The sequence below is a fragment of the Mycobacterium angelicum genome, from assembly GCF_002086155.1.
GTDB lineage: Bacteria > Actinomycetota > Actinomycetes > Mycobacteriales > Mycobacteriaceae > Mycobacterium > Mycobacterium angelicum.
Genome location: NZ_MVHE01000017.1, coordinates 69,337 through 84,310 on the forward strand (window position 1 = coordinate 69,337; position 14,974 = coordinate 84,310).

17 protein-coding genes are annotated in these 14,974 nt (G+C 64.5%); 8 read left to right on the plus strand and 9 right to left on the minus strand.

The window, feature by feature from the left end; all coding sequences use genetic code 11:
• Positions 1 to 16: 16 nt before the first annotated feature.
• Entirely contained in the window at positions 17 to 844 is an 828-nt protein-coding gene (locus BST12_RS13430; RefSeq protein WP_083113636.1) for a hypothetical protein, read from the minus strand.
• 137 nt (positions 845 to 981) lie between these two features.
• Between BST12_RS13430 and BST12_RS13435 the strand changes: the two genes are divergently transcribed.
• From BST12_RS13435 to BST12_RS13450, 5 genes are all read left to right on the plus strand, one after another.
• Positions 982 to 1,344, plus strand: a complete 363-nt coding sequence (locus tag BST12_RS13435) for an MmcQ/YjbR family DNA-binding protein (protein WP_083113637.1) — start codon at positions 982 to 984, stop codon at positions 1,342 to 1,344.
• A gap of 129 nt (positions 1,345 to 1,473) precedes the next feature.
• On the plus strand, positions 1,474 to 1,710 hold the full coding sequence (locus BST12_RS13440) for a hypothetical protein (protein WP_083113617.1): 237 nt from the start codon (positions 1,474 to 1,476) through the stop codon (positions 1,708 to 1,710).
• A gap of 11 nt (positions 1,711 to 1,721) precedes the next feature.
• Positions 1,722 to 1,877, plus strand: coding sequence for a DUF6131 family protein (locus tag BST12_RS31990; RefSeq protein WP_169726887.1), 156 nt, complete (start codon positions 1,722 to 1,724; stop codon positions 1,875 to 1,877).
• Between the two features lie 110 nt (positions 1,878 to 1,987).
• Positions 1,988 to 2,692 carry a two-component system response regulator TcrX gene (tcrX, locus tag BST12_RS13445; RefSeq protein WP_083113618.1) on the plus strand — a complete coding sequence of 235 codons (705 nt, stop codon included), beginning with the start codon at positions 1,988 to 1,990 and terminating at the stop codon, positions 2,690 to 2,692.
• A complete protein-coding gene (locus BST12_RS13450; RefSeq protein ID WP_083113619.1) occupies positions 2,670 to 4,202 on the plus strand; it encodes a sensor histidine kinase in 1,533 nt (510 codons plus the stop codon). Before tcrX ends, BST12_RS13450 begins: the two co-directional genes overlap by 23 nt.
• 42 nt (positions 4,203 to 4,244) lie before the next feature.
• Here BST12_RS13450 and BST12_RS13455 read toward each other — a convergent pair whose 3' ends face one another.
• On the minus strand, positions 4,245 to 4,727 hold the full coding sequence (locus tag BST12_RS13455) for a lipoprotein LpqH (protein ID WP_083113620.1): 483 nt from the start codon (positions 4,725 to 4,727) through the stop codon (positions 4,245 to 4,247).
• 145 nt (positions 4,728 to 4,872) lie between these two features.
• On the opposite strand from BST12_RS13455, the gene BST12_RS13460 reads away from it, so the two are divergent.
• Positions 4,873 to 6,753 (plus strand): alkyl/aryl-sulfatase, encoded by a 1,881-nt coding sequence (locus tag BST12_RS13460; protein ID WP_170062116.1) that lies wholly within the window; start codon positions 4,873 to 4,875, stop codon positions 6,751 to 6,753.
• A 6-nt stretch (positions 6,754 to 6,759) separates the two neighbouring features.
• On the opposite strand, the gene BST12_RS13465 is transcribed toward BST12_RS13460, so the two are convergent.
• From BST12_RS13465 to BST12_RS13490, 6 genes are read right to left on the minus strand one after another with little or no spacing between them, the layout of a single operon-like run.
• Complete coding sequence (locus BST12_RS13465; RefSeq protein ID WP_083113622.1) at positions 6,760 to 7,890, minus strand: sodium-dependent bicarbonate transport family permease; 1,131 nt, start codon at positions 7,888 to 7,890, stop codon at positions 6,760 to 6,762.
• Positions 7,891 to 7,933: 43 nt separating this feature from the next.
• Positions 7,934 to 8,902, minus strand: a complete 969-nt coding sequence (locus tag BST12_RS13470; RefSeq protein ID WP_083113623.1) for an NADPH:quinone oxidoreductase family protein — start codon at positions 8,900 to 8,902, stop codon at positions 7,934 to 7,936.
• Positions 8,902 to 9,522, minus strand: a complete 621-nt coding sequence (locus BST12_RS13475; protein WP_083113624.1) for a TetR/AcrR family transcriptional regulator — start codon at positions 9,520 to 9,522, stop codon at positions 8,902 to 8,904. The genes BST12_RS13470 and BST12_RS13475 overlap by 1 nt, the downstream gene beginning before the upstream one ends.
• A complete protein-coding gene (locus BST12_RS13480) occupies positions 9,503 to 10,786 on the minus strand; it encodes an acyl-CoA dehydrogenase family protein (protein ID WP_083113625.1) in 1,284 nt (427 codons plus the stop codon). The genes BST12_RS13475 and BST12_RS13480 overlap by 20 nt, the downstream gene beginning before the upstream one ends.
• A 19-nt stretch (positions 10,787 to 10,805) precedes the next feature.
• Positions 10,806 to 11,570 carry an SDR family NAD(P)-dependent oxidoreductase gene (locus tag BST12_RS13485; RefSeq protein WP_083113626.1) on the minus strand — a complete coding sequence of 255 codons (765 nt, stop codon included), beginning with the start codon at positions 11,568 to 11,570 and terminating at the stop codon, positions 10,806 to 10,808.
• 1 nt (position 11,571) lies between these two features.
• Positions 11,572 to 12,594 (minus strand): phosphotransferase family protein, encoded by a 1,023-nt coding sequence (locus BST12_RS13490; RefSeq protein WP_083113627.1) that lies wholly within the window; start codon positions 12,592 to 12,594, stop codon positions 11,572 to 11,574.
• 87 nt (positions 12,595 to 12,681) lie between these two features.
• Between BST12_RS13490 and BST12_RS13495 the strand changes: the two genes are divergently transcribed.
• Together BST12_RS13495 and BST12_RS13500 are read left to right on the plus strand one after the other, a co-directional pair.
• Complete coding sequence (locus tag BST12_RS13495; protein WP_083113628.1) at positions 12,682 to 13,287, plus strand: histidine phosphatase family protein; 606 nt, start codon at positions 12,682 to 12,684, stop codon at positions 13,285 to 13,287.
• Between the two features lie 73 nt (positions 13,288 to 13,360).
• Positions 13,361 to 14,410, plus strand: a complete 1,050-nt coding sequence (locus BST12_RS13500) for a phosphotransferase family protein (RefSeq protein WP_083113629.1) — start codon at positions 13,361 to 13,363, stop codon at positions 14,408 to 14,410.
• Positions 14,411 to 14,659: 249 nt separating this feature from the next.
• Here BST12_RS13500 and BST12_RS13505 read toward each other — a convergent pair.
• On the minus strand, positions 14,660 to 14,974 hold a 315-nt coding region (locus BST12_RS13505), incomplete at its 5' end, for a LapA family protein (protein WP_211281271.1).

Genomic DNA, 14,974 nt, shown 5'->3' on the forward strand with positions numbered 1-14,974 from the left:
CCCGTGCTGACGGATTTCAGCTCGACGACTCGAGGTTCTCCACGTCGTCCTTGATCGCGGCTATGGCATCGACGGGCGTGAGGTTGCGTCCTTGGCTGTCCTTGCCCAATTGCGGCCAGCCGGCGCCGTCGGGCCCACGCAGCTGGTCCCAGATTTCGCGAACCTTGGTCAGCAGTTCGGTTTGTTCGTCGTCAGTGAGCGCCATCAGCGGTCCTCCGTTCGTTGTGATGCCGCATGCGGCGGCAAATTGTTGCGGGGTCAGTCCATCGGCGGAATTCATGTCGCACCGGCCGAATGGTGGGGCGCCCTGTGGAAGATTGGGGCTGTAACCCTGGCCGTCGGTGTACTGGTGTGCGACTTGGCCGGGGAGGTTGGGGTTGGATCCGTACCCGGCCGCGATGACGCGCAGGCCCGGCGGACGCACCCGCCACATATTGAAGAAGTCATAAGCGTTGGCATAACCGATAATTCGTGCGGCAGAGCCGGCGTAATCGGCCAAATTCCAATACAACTGATTGATCCAGCTGGACCCGTCGCCGGGGGGATTGCCGCCGGATTCGACGTCGAGCATCAATGCGACTCGCGGATGTAAGCCGCCTTCGGCGTCGATCATCGAACGCACGGTATCGGCGTTGGCCAACCAATTCGGGCGGACGTAGGTGTAAACGATTCCGAACGTCAAACGTCCGCTATCCAATGCCGAGCGCATCCAGGCGTAGTTGCGCGCAAAGTTGTGGTCCCGATACGTGCCGTCGCAAACACGAATTGAAAGCACTCGATAGGGATATGAGTTATCCACGGGCACTTGATATTCGGACACGTCTGCGAACAAAGTGTCAACCACGGTGCTCAATCCCCCTTCACCGCAATACTTATCGCCCATGCTACAGAGCGTGGTCAGTCGGTAATGTTGCCGCTGTGCCGAATCGAAGGGCTGACCGACCCGCCCGGGTGGCCGACGTGCACCGGATCGCCGAGTCGATGCCGCACGTCAAACGCCTTGAGGGCCCCAAGGGTAACTCGATCTACCAGGTGGGCGGCAAGTCGTTCGTGTTCTTTCGCACCCCCCAACCCGACGCCGCCGATCCGGTGAGCGGCGAACGCTACACCGACGTGATCATGCTGTGGGTTGAGTCCGAAAGCGACAAGCTGGCCTTGACCCAAGACCCCGCATCGCCGTTCTTCACCACCGCCCACTTCGACGGCCACCCCTCGATACTGGTGCAGGCGCGCCGGCTGGCCGAGATCACCGTGACGGAATTGACCGAGCTCGTGCAAGACGCGTGGCTGTCGCGCGCATCGAAGCGGCGGGCCGACGCGTGGCTGGCCGACCAACCGTCCTAGACCGGACACAAAACGCATTCAAAACGGCGCTTCCGTACCGGCTCGAGGTACCACTGAGAAATGTTTAGACATAGGTACAACGGGTATCTACGCAGCTACGGGAATTAGTCGGACACAACGGAGGTCACGATGCGCGGTAGCGGAATTCTCGGAGCCATTGTGCTGATCTGGCTGCTCATCGGAGTGTTCGCGGCATGGCAGCGTGGTTACTTCAAAGGTGAGCAAACAAGTTGCGCCTCAGCAGGAACCGTTGCAGTGACGGTGATTGCCGGCCCCCTTAACTACATGGGTGTCAATCCGAAAGTAAAGGATTGCCGTTTGCCGCAACCAAGCGCAATGCAAATTGACGTTATCCCGTCTATGTGAAGGAAGTCGCCATGATTGTCGTCGGTGCTATCTTGCTGATCCTCGGATTTGTGTTCGGCATACATTTATTGAGCGTTCTCGGTGTGATATTGCTCGTCATCGGTGCCGTGATGTGGGCCATGGGCTCCATGGGTCGCCCGGTTGCCGGCCGTCGGTACTGGTATTAACGGATCCACACCCTCACAGCCCGCACATAGCTAAGGCATAGCGTCGGCCTAGACGGTCGCGGATACTGGAACACGTGACGGCCCCTCGAACCTCGGTTGAGCGGGTCGTCATGTGTCGTGCGGACGGCCAACCGGTCACCGTTCTGGTTGTCGACGACGAACCCGTTCTGGCCGAGATGGTGTCGATGGCGTTGCGCTACGAGGGCTGGAACATCGCCACGGCCAGCGATGGGTCCTCAGCCATTGCAGCGGCCCGCGCCCAGCGTCCCGATGTCGTGGTTCTCGACGTGATGCTGCCCGACATGAGCGGCCTCGACGTACTGCACAAGTTGCGCAAGGAAAACCCCGGCCTGCCGGTGCTGCTGCTGACGGCAAAAGATGCCGTCGAAGATCGCATCGCCGGCCTGACCGCGGGCGGCGACGACTATGTCACCAAGCCGTTCAGCATCGAAGAAGTAGTCCTGCGGCTGCGCGCACTGCTGCGGCGCACCGGCGTCACGACGGTGGACAGCGGAGCACAGCTGGTCGTCGGCGATTTGGTGCTGGACGAAGACAGTCATGAAGTCACCCGTGCCGGCGAGCCGATCTCGTTGACCTCCACCGAGTTTGAGCTGCTCAGGTTCATGATGCGCAACGCCAAACGAGTGCTGAGCAAGGCGCAAATCCTGGACCGCGTGTGGAGTTACGACTTCGGCGGCCGGTCCAACATCGTCGAGCTCTATATCTCTTACCTGCGCAAGAAGATCGACAACGGTCGCGAACCCATGATTCACACGCTGCGCGGCGCAGGTTATGTCCTCAAGCCGGCCCGCTAGGAGCGATCGCAAGCGCGGCGAAGCCGGGCGCAGCGGGTCGCGACCGTCGGTTAAGGCGCCGCGAGTCTGGTCGCTTCGGCTCAGGCTTCTGGTCGGGCAGGTCGTCGTCCTCGCCATGGTGTGTGTGGGCATCATCTCGGCAACCGAACTCTCCCTGCATCACCACCTGATGGCTCAGCTCGACAGCCAACTGGGCGGCACCTCCTACCGCTCTTCGTTGATGTATCCCGAGCGCCACCGCGACACGCACGGTTTCGTAAGACTTGGTCCGGGCCCGAAATTTCTCGACGCCCCGGGGCAGCCGGCCGGCATGGTCGCCGCGGTGGTGAACAACGGCAAGACAGTCGACGCCGGTTACCTGACCAGCAGTGGCGCCCGGGCCGCGCTGACCCCGACCGCGCAGACCCAGCTGCAGCAGATTGCTGGCAGCCGCTCGCCAGTGACACTCGACCTGGATGGCCTGGGCCGCTATCGCGTGGTGGCGGCGCCGAGCCGAAACGGCGGCGACGTCATCGTCACCGGTCTGTCCATGGCAAACGTCGACGCCACCATGTTCCGGGTGCTGATCATCTTCGCGATCGTCACCTTGATCGCACTGGTGGCTGCGACCACCGCCGGCATCGTGATCATCCGCCACGCGCTGGCGCCACTGCGCCGCGTCGCGCAAACCGCCGGCGAGGTTGTCGATTTGCCGTTGGACCGCGGCGAGGTTCAGCTGCCGGTCCGGGTGGCCGAAGCCGATGCCAATCCCAGCACCGAGGTCGGTCAGCTCGGATCGGCGCTGAACCGGATGCTCGACCACATCGCGGCCGCGTTGTCGACGCGGCAGGCCAGCGAGACCCGGGTACGCCAATTCGTTGCCGACGCCAGTCACGAACTGCGCACTCCGCTGGCCGCCATCCGCGGCTACACCGAACTCACGCAGCGCATGGGGGACGATCCCGAAGCGGTGGCGCACGCCATGAGCCGGGTGGCGTCCGAGACGGAGCGGATAACGCGCCTCGTCGAGGACTTGCTGTTGCTGGCCCGCCTGGACTCGGGCCGTCCGCTGGAACGCGAACCGGTGGACCTGACTCGCCTGGCGGTCGACGCCGTCAGCGACGCGCATGTCGCCGGACCCGATCACCAATGGGAACTGGACCTACCCCCCGAACCGGTAATGGTTCCCGGCGATGCCGCGCGGCTGCATCAGGTGTTGACCAATCTGTTGGCCAATGCCCGCGTCCACACCGGCGCCGGCACCGTCGTGACGACGCGGTTGAGTACCGAGCCGACACATACCTTGCTGCAGGTGATCGACAACGGTCCGGGTATTCCGAAAGCACTGCAGTCGGAGGTGTTCGAGCGGTTCGCCCGTGGTGACACCTCGCGTTCCCGCAAAGGTGGCAGCACCGGCCTGGGCCTGGCCATCGTCTCGGCCGTGGTCAAGGCACACAACGGAACGATCACGGTGAACAGCTCGCCCGGCTACACCGAGTTCGCGGTGCGGTTGCCACTCAGTGCCGCTTAGCAGAGTGGCAACCGCCCGCAAACCCGGACTAGGACCTGAGATCTAGGAGCAGGTGACGTCGATTTCGAACGGCTTGTTCACCGGTTGCATCGGGTTGGCCATGTCAACGCCGGTGGCGGTGCCGGTGATCTTGTAGGTGTTGCCGTTCTTGGTAGCAGAGGCGTTGCCCTGACCGGTCCCGGAGGTGTAACCGAGCGTTACGCCGTTGACGTTGCCCAGCCCGACGGACTTCACCTCGGGCGGGTTGCCGTCGGTGAGCACGGCGGCGATGCCGGTCGCTGCTCCACCGATCGCGATGTTGACGTTGCCGGCCGCCGAGGTGCACACGACCGAGCCGGTCACGTTCTGGTCCTTGCCGTCAATGACTACCTTGGTCGACTTGGCCCCGCCGCCTCCGCCGCTGCTCACCGATGTGCCTGCGCTCGAGGTCCCGCTGCCGCTGGTATTCGACTTACTCGAACATCCGGAAAGACCTACGACCAAAATGGCCGCGCCGGCTACCACGACCGTCAGTCCACGCTTCACCCTTAGCTCCTTTGCCCTTGTAGTGGTCCGTCGACATTGAGGACCGCCTGCGCAGTATGCGGGTTAACTGGACGGAAGGTCTAGGTACCAAAGATATTTTTTTTCGGGTTGGTCGACGCGGCGCCAGGCTACTAATGGCAATGTATTGCCGGTGGAATCCAAGCCTCCTACCGCTGTCATCGAGTCGGCCCACGGCAAACACCCGCTACCGCTGGATGACACAAGGGATTTCGACGATGCCGATCGCGGATTCATAGCGGCCCTGTCCCCGTGTGTCATTACGGCCGCTGACGGCCGGGTGGTGTGGGACAACGACGCATACGCATTCCTGGACGGGCCGGCGCCGACATCGGTGCATCCCAGTCTGTGGCGCCAGTCGACACTGGCGGCCAAACAAGGACTTTACGAAGTCGTACCTGGCATCTACCAGGTCCGCGGATTCGACATCTCCAACATCAGCTTCATCGAGGGCGACACCGGGATTATCGTCATCGATCCGCTGGTGTCCACCGAGGTGGCCGCCGCGGCGCTGGCGCTGTACCGCACCCACCGCGGCGGTGATCGTCCTGTCGTCGCGGTGATCTACACCCATAGCCATGTCGATCATTTCGGCGGCGTACTGGGTGTCACCACGCAGGCGGACGTGGATGCCGGAACGGTGGCGGTGCTGGCGCCGGAGGGTTTCACAGCCCATGCCGTGCAGGAGAACGTGTATGCGGGTCCGGCGATGCTGCGTCGGGCGACCTATATGTACGGTTCGCTGCTCGCCCGCGGACCACAGGAACAGGTGGGCTGCGGGCTTGGCCAGACCCCGTCCACCGGCGAGGTATCGATCATCGTGCCGACCATCGACATCCGGACGACCGGTGAGACGCACACCATCGACGGCGTGGAAATTGAGTTCCAGATGGCGCCGGGGACCGAGGCTCCGGCCGAAATGCACTTCTATTTCCCGCAATTCCGCGCGTTGTGCATGGCCGAGAACGCCACGCACAACCTGCACAACCTGCTGACGCTGCGCGGCGCTCTGGTGCGCGACCCACGGGCTTGGTCGGGCTATCTCACCGAAGCGATCGATGCGTTCGCCGATCGGGCCGAGGTGGTCTTCGCCTCCCACCACTGGCCGACGTGGGGGAAAGAGCGAATCGTCGAATTCCTTGCGCTGCAGCGAGACCTGTACGCCTATCTGCACGACCAGACGCTGCGATTGCTGAACCAGGGTTATACCGGCGTCGAGATCGCCGAAATGTTCCAACTGCCACCGGCATTGGAACGAGCCTGGCATGCCCGCGGTTACTACGGGTCGGTAAGCCACAACGTCAAGGCGGTCTACCAGCGTTATATGGGATGGTTCGACGGCAACCCGGCTCGGCTGTGGCCGCATCCTCCCGAAGCCCTGGCTCCGCGCTACGTCAAGGCCATCGGCGGAATCGACCGAGTGGTCGAACTGGCCAAAGCGGCCTTCGATAACGGGGACTTCCGTTGGGCGGCAACATTGCTCGATCATGCGATTTTCACCGACAGTAGCCACGCTGCAGCACGCGATCTCTACGCCGACACGCTGGAGCAGCTGGGCTACGGTGCCGAAAATGCCACCTGGCGCAACTTCTTCATGAGCGGTGCTCGGGAATTGCGCGTGGGCAACTTCGGTACTGCGGGTCAAATCACTTCGCCGACAATGCTTTCCCAGCTGACTCCGGAGCAGATATTCGACAGTATCGCGATTCGGGTCAACGGACCGCGCAGCTGGGACCTCGACATCGCCGTCGACATCACGTTTGCCGATGTGGCGACGAACTATCGGCTCACGCTGCACAATGGTGTGCTGGTGCATCGCAAGGTGGCCGCCGATCCGGCCACCGCGGCCGTTACGGTAAAGTTGGCCAACAGTTTTCGGCTGCTGATGGCGGCCGGCGGCGATTTCACATCGCCGGGGCTCGAACTGTCAGGGGACTCCGCAGCGTTGGCGTCACTGCTGGGCGCTCTGGATGAGCCGGACCCCAGCTTCAACATCGTCACGCCGTAGGGGCGTTCAACTTAAAAGCCGGGCGATCTCGATGTAGACCGGAATCCCGAGTGTGACGTTATAAGGAAAGGTCAAACCCAGCGACGCCGCCAACGGCAACGTTGGGCTCGCTTCGGGAATTGCCAACCGCTGCACGGCCGGTACGGCGATGTAGGAAGCCGCTGCGCACAAGATCGCGAAAAGGACGTAAGTGCCCGGCTTGAGGTGGGTAGCGGTGACGATAGCGAAGATGTGGGCGGCGGCGATCCCAAGCGTGGCAAAGAGGTTCGGCGCCAGCAGGCCGAAGAGGACGAAGCCGCGGCCCGCCGTGCGGAGGTCCTTCAACTTGCTGGCCGCAGTCATTCCCATGTCCAGCAGGTACAAACACAGCGCACCATGGAATGCCGACACGAAGAAGGAGTCGTCGTCGTGTACTGCCTGGGCGCCTTGCAGTCCACTGATGACGCCAATGATGATTCCGCCGAAAAGCAGTCCAAGCCCAGGGTTTAGGAATACCTCGCCGAAGAGCTCACGGGTGAGAACGCGCGGCTTGCCGCGCCGGCGCCGCGTCGGGTTCGGATCAAACGGCGGTTGCGTGGCCGCGCCGGGGCCGGCCTCCACCGGTGCGGTGTAACCGGGCTCGTCGGGCATCAGGCCCGTCGCGTCCATCCCGTTGCGTCGCAATCGGCCCACCAAGTACAGAGCCACCAGGCAGCCCGGAACCTCCATCACGGCCAGCATGACCGGCATGTAGGCGTCGTATGCCATACCGATGGTGCCCAGGACGCCCATGGCGGTCGCAAAACTGCCCGCGCCGTCCGAGGCGTAATAACTTGCCACCGTGGCTTTGTCGACGCGGCGCATGGTGGTCATTCGGTTGAGCAGGAAATAGGCGACCGCGCCGTTGACAAAGTTCCAGACGAAACCCGCGGCCACGAATTCGGCGATGTTGTCGATTTGCCATGGATCGACTTGAGCCAGTGCCTCGCCCCCGCGCCAGCCGATGGCCAGCAGTAGGTACATGGTCAGACCTTGGTAGATCACGGCGGGGAATTCGAACCGGACCCTCAGGACCGCCATCAGGAATCCGAGGTAGAAGAACAGCAACAGCGGCTTGAAGAGGTTGTGGGCGAAGTTCTGCCAGAGTTCGTGCAGCATCGACCCTCTCCTTGGACTCTGAGGGAGAGTACCTGCCGCGGCGTCAGGGCACGTCGATGACGACCTTGCCCAGCACTTTGCGGTCGGCTACGTGCCGCAGCGCCGCCGGGGTTTCGGCCAACGGGAAACGCGCACCGATGTAGGGCCGGACCAGGCCGGTGGCGAACATCTGCGCCAGCTCCGCCTGGTCGCGTTTGGCCTGATCAGGGTAGTCACTCATGAAGGTGCGGATCTCCATGCCGCGGATGGTGAGGTCCTTGAGCAGAACGAGGTTGAGCGGGATGGCCGGTATGGTGCCGGCGGCGTATCCCAGTGTGACGAACGTTCCGCCGCGCGCCAGACCGCGCAGCGCCGGCTCGGAATACGCGCCCCCGACGGGGTCGAGGACCACCCGGGCACTGTCGCCGGTGAGCTCACGGATGCGCGATTTCAGGTCTTCGGAGTCGTAGTCGACGACGGCAGCCGCGCCCCGCCGGCGGCACAGGTCGAGCTTTTCCGGGCTGGAGGCCGCGGCCAGGACGCGGGCCTGCATGGCCACGCCCAGATCGACGGCGGCCAGCCCAACACCGCCGGCGGCGCCGAGCACCACCACCCAGTCTCCGGCCGCGACCTGTGCGGTCGAGCGAAGTGCGTGATACGCCGTGCGATAGGTGACGCCGAATGCCGCGGCCGAGGCGAAATCGGAGTCTTCGGGGATCAGCATCGCCTGACCGGCTTCCAGCAGCGCCTGCTCGGCGAACGCGCCGAACGTGGTTCCGGCCACCCGTTGACCCGGGCTGAAGGCCGCCCCGTCCCCGGCCGCGATCACTTCGCCGGCGATCTCGTTACCCGGTGTGAACGGCGGCGGGATCTTGACCTGATATTTGCCGGCGATGAACAGCACGTCGGGAAAGTTGACCGCGGCGGCGTGCACCCGTACCAGCAACTGGCCGGCCCCCGGCACCGGTTCGGGAACGTCCATCAGCACCAGGTCTTCCGGCGGACCGTAGGCCTGGCAGACGATCGCTCGCATCAACCGACCCCCAGCCCGCGCAGACAGAATTGCACGAGATGGTCGATGTCTGACTGGCTGGGCTGGTCGGTGGCACCCACATACCGCCGCATGGTCGCGGCGGTACAGCCGAACACGGCTTGGACGTCGCGGTCGACGTCGTCGCTGCCCAACTCGGTGATCGGCTCGATCAGCAGATCGCGCAGCGGCCCCATCATCTCCTGATCGGCTGCGCGCCAATGCGTTCCGGCCGTCAGCTGTCCGGCCGCCGCGCGGCTCATGCTGATCAGGTGCGGGTCGGCGACCTGGGCCAAAGTGCCTTCGATCCAGCGGGCGACCTGATCCCGCGGCGCGGTTTCCTTGGCCATCTGATGCTGCAGGTACGAGACGACGATCGCCACGCCCCGTTCCATGACGGCCAGGATGAGCTCGTCCTTTCCGGCGAAGTACCGGTAGAACGCCTTGTTCGACGAGCCGGCCTCGGCGACGATGTCGCTGACCCGGGGTGGCTCGGGTGCCACTCGCTCCATGACCCGCACTGCGGCGGCCAGGATGCGTTCGACTTCCTCGGTGGCCTCGCGTTGGCGATCGTCGAGTGCGCGCTCGACGGCCGCGGTCACCCTACTGGTCAACGAGCTCACCGTATTTGGCGCGGGCGGCCTGCCGCCGGACGCTGAGCATCTCACTCGGCCATTCGGCGTGCTCGGGTTCGTAATCCTTGAGCAGCATCCGGGCCAGGTTGACCTTGTGTGCCTCGGTCGGCCCGTCGGCCAGCCCGAGCGCAATCCCGCCGAGCAGCACATTGACCAGCGGCAGCTGATCGGTGAGGCCGAGTGCGCCGTGCACTTGAATTGCGCGCAGCGCAATGGATTTGAGCACCTGAGACGCGAGGATCTTGCAGGCGCCGATCTCGGCCCGGGCGGCGCGCTCGTCGCCGTTTTCGATCAGCCAGGCGGCGTGCAGCACGGTCAGCCGGAACGGTATCAACTCGGTGTAGGAGTCGGCGACGAACTCTTGTACCAACTGCTTGTCGGCCAGTGAACTGCCTTGGGTGAACCGGCTTTTCGCGCGCCGGGACATCATCTCGACGGCGCGCTGCGCCATGCCGATGGAACGCATTGCGTGATGCAGCCGGCCGCCGGCCAGCCTGGTCTGCAGGATAAGGAAGCCCTGACCCGCCTCACCAAGCAATGCGTCCGGGCCCACCCGCACCCCGTCATAGCGCACCAGGGAATGGCCCGGTTCGCGCGGGTCGGCTCCGACCAGGTGGTAGTTCTCCTCGACGGTCAGGCCCTCGGTTCCGGCCGGAATCAGGAACGTCGAGGCGCCGCGATGGACCGGTACGTTGGGATCGGTGACGGCGACGACGATGAAGAAGGATGCGACGGAGGCGTTGGAGGAGAAGAACTTACGTCCGGTGATCACCCAATCATCACCGTCGCGAACCGCACTGGTCTTGAAAACCCTGGGGTCGGCGCCGCCCTGCGGCTCAGTCATCGAAAAGCAGGAGAAGATCTCCCCGGACAGTAGCCCGTCGAGGTAGCGGTCCTTTTGTTCCTGGGTTCCGAAGCGGGCCAGGATCTCCGCGTTCCCGGTGTCGGGGGCCTGTGTTCCAAAAACGATCGGCGCCCAGGGGCTGCGGCCCAGGATTTCGTTGATCAAGGTCAGCTTGACCGCCCCGAAGCCCTGCCCGCCGAGCTCGGGACTCAGATGCGGCGCCCACAAACCCTGGTCTCGAACCTGCTGTTTGAGCGGATCGACGATGCGGCGGCGCTCGTCGTTCAGCGGCAGGAATTCGCAACCGGGGAACAAGATCTCGAGCGGTTCTACCTCCTCATGCACGAACTCGCGGACCCAGGCGAGTTTCTTCTCGAACTCCGGTTCGGTGGAAAAGTCCCAAGACATTCGACTACTCCTGTTCTGGTCAGGGAATACCGCCGTCGGCCCGCAAGATCGAGCCGGTGGTGAAGCTGGAGGCATCGGACGCCAGAAACAATGCGGCGCCGACGATTTCGCGCGGGTCACCGGCGCGCTGCAGGGAGAGCTGACCGAACCTGTTGGTCTTGTCCTGGTCGAGCCCCCACGCCTTGCTGACGTCGGTCAGGTACGGCCCGGCCATCAATGTGTTGACTCGTACCATCGGCCCGAATGCCCGGGCCAGGCCTTCGGTCATCGCGTTGAGCCCGGCCTTGGCCGCCGCATAGGGAATGATGTCCGCACCCGGACGCAGCGACCCGGTGGAGCTCACATTGACGATGGAGCCGCGACCGGCGGCTACCATCCGCTCACCGACCAACGCCGAAAGCCGAAACGGCCCTTTGAGATTGAGGTTCACCACGGCGTCGAAGAGCTTCTCGGTGACATTGCTCAGCTTGTCGTACAACGGTGACATGCCGGCGTTGTTGATCAGCGTATCGACTTTGCCGAACCGGTCGTAGGTAGCGTCCACCAACCCGTCGAGCTGATCCCAACGGCCCACGTGCACTTGATAAGCCATGGCGGCGCGGCCGGTCTGCGCCTGGATCTCCTTGGCCACGGCCACGCAGTTGTCCATGTTGCGGCTGGCGATCACCACGTCGGCGCCACAGCGGGCCGCCGCGAACGCCATCTCGCGGCCCAGCCCGCGGCTGCCGCCGGTGATCAGCACGACCCGGTCGGTCAGGTCGAAAACGTCGTCGGCGTAACCCATTTCAGCGAGCCTTACTCGAAAGGGAACGCGCCAGTTCGGCCGCAGTCGCGATCAACTGCAGAATCATCGGCCCGAACGCGCCGGTGATCTTCGGGTCCACCTTTCCGGTGCGAACCCCTGCCGCATAAGTCTTTTCCAGCACAATGCCCAGTTTCCAATTCGCCAGCACCAGGTAGTAGTCGATGTTCTCGGTGGACAGCCCACTGACCGTCTCATAATGCTCGAGCAGTTCACCGCGGGCGGGCATGCCCCCCATGTCCAGGTAGAACCCGTCGGCGCGCGGCTCCTCTCCGTCGTAGCCCAATAGTGCCCACGCGAGATCCAGCAGCGGATCACCGACCGTGGTCATCTCCCAGTCCACGATCGCGGCCAGCCGGGCCGGTGCCCCGTGGGCGAACATCACGTTGGCGAACTGATAGTCGCCGTGCATGATGCCCGGCCGGTAGTGGGCGGGCCGATTGCGGCGCAGCCAGTCCGCGGCCTCGTCGAGCCCGGGCAACTCGCGCACCTGATAGGCCTGGAGAAACTTCAGCCAGCGATCGACCTGCCGCTCGTGGAACCCGTCGGGACGGCCGAAGCCGTCAAGACCCTGCGCACGCCAGTCCACCCGGCCCAGCAGGGCGGCACCCTCGACGAGCTGGAAAGCCAGCTCGCGCCGGGCTGCCAGGTCGGTGTCGAACGGTGGCCGCCACCCGCCGTCCATCGGGCTCCAGCCGTCGATCGCCTGCATCACGTAGAACGGCATGCCCAGCACCGACCCGGTCTCGTCGGCCGCGATCAGTTCCGCGTGCGGGACATCGGTACCCGACAGGGCCCCGACCAGCCGGATCTCGCGCAGCAATCCGTCGATCCGGGCCGCGTCGGCGCGGGGGCCCGGCATCCGCAGCACCATCCGGTGGTCGTTTCGCTGGATCAGGTACAGCGTGTTTTGCGACCCGCCGCCCAGTTCCGCAAGAACCGGCTCTGCACCTTCGCCGGGTGCACCTTCGATGTCGAGCCAGCGGCCGAGAACGCCCGAGTCCATTGCGTAAGACACCCCACTCTCTGTGGAGAGAATAGCATTCTCCGCTAGCCTGGGAAGCCCGCGAAACCGACATGGAAGGCTTGGCGCATGCAGCTGCTTCTGGTCCGGCATGCATTACCGCTGCGCAGTGACCATGGTGAGGGTTCTGATCCGGACCTTTCCGAGGACGGGCTCGCGCAGGTGGCACGCCTGCCCGAGGCGCTGGCCCGATTTCCGATCTCGCGGGTGGTGAGCAGCCCGCAACGGCGCGCCATTCAGACCGCCGAACCCGTCGCGGCGGTCCGCGGGCTGCCCGTCGACGTAGATGAGCGGTTCGCCGAGTACGACCGCAACCTGCCCGCCTACATCCCCGTCGAGCAGATTAGGAACGAGTTCCCCGAAGAGTGGGCGCGCATGGCCCAGGGGCACCTGCCCAGCGCGGTCGACGAGGACGCGTTTCGGGCCCGAGTCCGTGCGGCGGTCGACGACGTGGTTGCCGCCGCCGATCCCGACGACACGGTTGCGGCGTTCAGCCACGGCGGGGTGATCAACGTGGTGCTGCACGAGATTCTGGGGACGGCGCGGCTGTTGTCGTTTCCCATCGACTACGCGTCGGTGACGCGGTTGTTGTTCTCCCGAAGCGGGCAGGCGACGGTGGCGACGGTGAACAGCACCGAGCATGTGTGGGACCTGCTGCCGAGAAATCAGCGGTGACGCGGGGTGAACCGCGCCCGCCCTCTGCATGCCTGAAGCGCAGGTGGAAAGTCGTCGGTGGTAAACAAGTTCGGTGACCTCGACTGACCGACTCAACGGGCTCGACCTGCCCGCACTGGACCGGTACCTGCGTTCGCTGGGCCTCGAGCGCGACGGCGAGCTATGCGGCGAGCTCATCTCCGGCGGCCGCTCGAACCTGACCTTCCGGGTCTACGACGACACCACCAGCTGGCTGGTGCGGCGTCCGCCGCTGCACGGGCTGACGCCGTCGGCCCACGATATGGCCCGCGAATACAAGGTGGTCGCCGCGCTGCAGGACACCCCGGTGCCGGTCGCGCGCACGATCGCCCTGTGTGACGACGTCTCCGTGCTGGGCGCGCCGTTTCAAATCGTCGAATTCGTCGCCGGGCAAGTGGTGCGCCGGCGTGCCCAACTCGAAGCCTTCAGCCGCTCGGCCATCGACGGCTGCGTCAACTCGTTGATCCGGGTGCTCGTCGACTTGCACGCCATCGACCCGAACGCCGTCGGCCTGGGCGATTTCGGCAAACCCAGCGGCTATCTGGAACGCCAGGTGCGGCGGTGGGGCTCGCAATGGGAATTGGTGCGACTGCCCGACGATCATCGCGACGCCGACGTCGCCCGGCTGCATTCGGCTCTGCAGCAAGCCATTCCGGCACAGAGCCGCACCTCGATCGTGCATGGCGACTACCGCATCGATAACACGATCCTGGACGCCGATGACCCGACGAAAGTGCGCGCGGTGGTGGATTGGGAGCTCTCCACGCTGGGAGATCCGTTGTCCGACGCCGCCCTGATGTGTGTGTACCGCGACCCCGCGCTGGATCTGATCGTCAACGCGCAGGCGGCCTGGACATCGCCGGTGTTGCCCAACGCCGACGAGCTGGCGGACCGCTATTCCCTGGTCTCCGGGCAGTCGCTGGGGCATTGGGAGTTCTACATGGCGCTGGCGTATTTCAAGCTCGCCATCATCGCCGCCGGCATCGACTTCCGCCGCCGCATGGAGTTACAGGCCGACGGGAAAGACGACTACGACACCGAGCCCGAAGTGGTGGCGCCGTTGATCTCGCGTGGGCTGGCCGAGATCGCCAAGCCGGCCTCTTAGCCGGCTAAGGCTCGCTGGATGCATCTCGAATCGCGATATCGCCTGCGATATCTCATTTCGAAGGGCACTATTGCCCGGGAGTGCCGCTCTCAACCATGAGTGCCTTTTGAATTGCGATATCGCAGGCGATATCGGGCTAACTGCTTCGACCCGAACAAACCGCGCCTGTGCTGACCATGAAGGCCATCGATGTCAGTTCAGCGCCTTCCGACCACACCTCAACGCGCCGACTTTTTCAGGTCGAAGTAGCTAGTGCGGCGCCGTCGCGGTCAGGTTCTTCTTGGCCGCGCGGCGCAACTGAACAATGCGCGCGGTGCCAACGGCCACCGTCAGCAGCCCGCCACACACCGCCGCCAGCAATATGGCGACGCCAAGGGGCAGGCTCCAGCGCCAGCCGAGGAAGGCGAACGGCGTCGACGCGGTGTTTTGGGCGATGAAAATCAGCAAGAGGATAAGGATCAGGAAGCCGGCGATCAGGGCCGACCACAGCGCACCGGCGCGGGTGAACTTCGAGGCCGAATCCTTCGTCGCGCGGGAGCGAGGACCCGTTGGCCGGGGCGGCGC

What these genes read in the sequence shown, in the direction of transcription:
- BST12_RS13435 (WP_083113637.1), top strand. Translation starts at nt 982, where the DNA reads ATGCCGCACGTCAAACGCCTTGAGGGCCCCAAGGGTAACTCGATCTAC.
- BST12_RS13440 (WP_083113617.1), top strand. Translation starts at nt 1,474, where the DNA reads ATGCGCGGTAGCGGAATTCTCGGAGCCATTGTGCTGATCTGGCTGCTC.
- BST12_RS31990 (WP_169726887.1), top strand. Translation starts at nt 1,722, where the DNA reads ATGATTGTCGTCGGTGCTATCTTGCTGATCCTCGGATTTGTGTTCGGC.
- tcrX (WP_083113618.1), top strand. Translation starts at nt 1,988, where the DNA reads ATGTGTCGTGCGGACGGCCAACCGGTCACCGTTCTGGTTGTCGACGAC.
- BST12_RS13450 (WP_083113619.1), top strand. Translation starts at nt 2,670, where the DNA reads ATGTCCTCAAGCCGGCCCGCTAGGAGCGATCGCAAGCGCGGCGAAGCC.
- BST12_RS13465 (WP_083113622.1), bottom strand. Translation starts at nt 7,890, where the DNA reads ATGCTGCACGAACTCTGGCAGAACTTCGCCCACAACCTCTTCAAGCCG.
- BST12_RS13470 (WP_083113623.1), bottom strand. Translation starts at nt 8,902, where the DNA reads ATGCGAGCGATCGTCTGCCAGGCCTACGGTCCGCCGGAAGACCTGGTG.
- BST12_RS13480 (WP_083113625.1), bottom strand. Translation starts at nt 10,786, where the DNA reads ATGTCTTGGGACTTTTCCACCGAACCGGAGTTCGAGAAGAAACTCGCC.
- BST12_RS13485 (WP_083113626.1), bottom strand. Translation starts at nt 11,570, where the DNA reads ATGGGTTACGCCGACGACGTTTTCGACCTGACCGACCGGGTCGTGCTG.
- BST12_RS13490 (WP_083113627.1), bottom strand. Translation starts at nt 12,594, where the DNA reads ATGGACTCGGGCGTTCTCGGCCGCTGGCTCGACATCGAAGGTGCACCC.
- BST12_RS13495 (WP_083113628.1), top strand. Translation starts at nt 12,682, where the DNA reads ATGCAGCTGCTTCTGGTCCGGCATGCATTACCGCTGCGCAGTGACCAT.